This is a genomic window from Thioalkalivibrio sp. ALE19, from assembly GCF_000428605.1.
GTDB lineage: Bacteria > Pseudomonadota > Gammaproteobacteria > Ectothiorhodospirales > Ectothiorhodospiraceae > Thioalkalivibrio.
In genome coordinates this window covers 1-2121 of sequence record NZ_AUAG01000061.1, presented here as the reverse complement: position 1 = coordinate 2121, position 2121 = coordinate 1, and the positions used below count along the sequence as shown (strand labels likewise).

Sequence of the window (2121 nt, the reverse complement as noted above, 5' to 3'; positions counted from 1 at the left end):
CCGGCCAGGCCCGATCGGCCAGGGGCTGGCCTCCTGCATCGGCCTCCGCGGCCGTGCGACCGTGCGGGTCCAGCAAGAGCAGGCTCCGCGCCGGGGCGGTCAACGCACGGGCCATGGTCTCGTCCACATACCGCTCGCAGAGCCCACTGCCATGAGGTGTAATCAATTCCATTCCGTCATCCGCTACTCGATTCCATCCAAATCCCGTAGGAGCCTGCTCGCAGGCGAAGCCCCTGCCCGCGTCCGACTCCGGCAGAGGCTTCGCCGCCATGGCCGGTTACGGGAATCAAGCGGCTCTGGATCGCAAGAGCGGCCATGCGCCCTGTTTGGATGCTTCGAGGATCACGACTTCGACGATCGTTCCGTCTTCTGCGTAGCTCACGTGCGTATTCCAGTCCTGCGAGCATTCGCGCGTGATCGGCTTGTCCGAGAGGTGAAGCACGAGAACGTCGTCCACTTCGTCATACGTGGTGCGCATCGTCATTCTCTCCAGTCAAAGTGGTGCATAACGGTTTTGACCACCAAATGCTCCTCAAGGATCACGGCTGCACAGATAAGATTATCGGACCGCCCCTCGAAGTGTTTCGCCACCCAAAGCCGTATCTCGTCCTTGTAACGCACGCCGCCGCACTCGAGCAATTCCAGGAGGTCGGCTTCGGAGATACCGCGCTGTTTCATTCGTTCTTCCGCGTGGCGCGTTACGGTCACCCGCCGTTCAAATCTCTGGGAATGCATTCCATTGCCTTCGGTCAAGTCTTCTGCAGGAGGCCGGCCCCCTGGCCGATGGGGGTATACCCGGCGCCGCATCGCGCAGGGGGCTGCGCTCCTACAGGCGGGAAACCCCAAAATCCGTAGGAGGCCAGCCCTCTGGCCGATGGGCCTGTCCAACATCCGATCGGCCAGGGGGCTGGCCTCCTGCGGGGGATTAATCGTTGTTGAACAGGTCGCGGGTGTAGATCTTGTGGGTCTGGTCGCGGATGTCGTCGGTGATGCGGTTGGCGACGATCACGTCGGCCTCGCGCTTGAACTGTTCGAGGTCGCGGATGACGCGGGAGCGGTAAAACTCGTCGTCCGGGAGCTCGGGCTCGTACACGATCACCTCGATGCCCTTGGCCTTGATGCGCTTCATCACGCCCTGGATGGCGGAGGCGCGGAAGTTGTCGGACCCGCTCTTCATCACCAGGCGGTAGATGCCCACCACCTTCGGGTTGCGGGCGATCACGGCATCGGCGATGAAGTCCTTGCGCGTGCGGTTGGCGTCGACGATGGCCTTGACGATGTTATTGGGGATCTCGTCGTAGTTGGCCAGCAGCTGCTTGGTGTCCTTCGGCAGGCAGTAGCCGCCGTAGCCGAACGACGGGTTGTTGTAGTGGCTGCCAATGCGCGGGTCCAGGCACACGCCGTCGATGATCTGCCGGGTATCCAGGCCGTGGGTCTCGGCGTAGCTGTCCAGCTCGTTGAAATAGGCGACGCGCATGGCCAGGTAGGTGTTGGCGAACAGCTTGATCGCCTCGGCCTCGGTGGAGTTGGTGAACAGCATGGGGATGTCGTCGTCCACGGCGCCTTCGGCCAGCAGATTGGCAAAGGTTTCGGCGCGATCGGACTGTTCACCGACGATGATCCGCGACGGGTGCAGGTTGTCGTGCAGGGCCTGCCCCTCGCGCAGGAACTCGGGCGAGAACACGACGTTGTCGGTCTCCATCTGCGCCTTGATCTCGCGCGTGTAGCCCACGGGCACGGTGGACTTGATCACCATGGTGGCGTGCGGGTTGATGGCCAGCACGTCGCGGATGACGGATTCGACCGAGCGGGTATTGAAGTAGTTGGTCTGCGGGTCGTAGTCGGTGGGCGTGGCGATGATGATGAACTCCGCGCCCTGGTACGCCTGCTGCGGATCCAGGGTCGCGGTCAGGTTCAGGGAGCCGTTGCCCAGGAACTCCTCGATCTCGGCATCGATGATCGGCGATTCGCCCCGGTTGATCTTCTCGACCTTCTCCGGCACCACGTCCAGCGCCACCACCTCGTGGTGCTGCGCCAGCAGCACGGCATTCGACAGGCCCACATAACCGGTTCCGGCCACCGCAATCTTCATTCCGTCATCCTTCCTGGTCTGTTTTGATT

3 protein-coding genes are annotated in these 2121 nt (G+C 62.6%); all 3 read right to left on the bottom strand.

From position 1 onward, the window contains the following. Positions 1 to 286: 286 nt before the first annotated feature. Entirely contained in the window at positions 287 to 478 is a 192-nt protein-coding gene (locus tag F787_RS0113975) for a DUF2283 domain-containing protein (protein WP_028492583.1), read from the bottom strand. A gap of 2 nt (positions 479 to 480) precedes the next feature. Beyond that, positions 481 to 735, bottom strand: a complete 255-nt coding sequence (locus F787_RS0113970; RefSeq protein ID WP_081694156.1) for a DUF4258 domain-containing protein — start codon at positions 733 to 735, stop codon at positions 481 to 483. Positions 736 to 925: 190 nt separating this feature from the next. Beyond that, positions 926 to 2092, bottom strand: coding sequence for a nucleotide sugar dehydrogenase (locus F787_RS0113965; RefSeq protein WP_028492581.1), 1167 nt, complete (start codon positions 2090 to 2092; stop codon positions 926 to 928). Between the last annotated feature and the right edge of the window lie 29 nt (positions 2093 to 2121).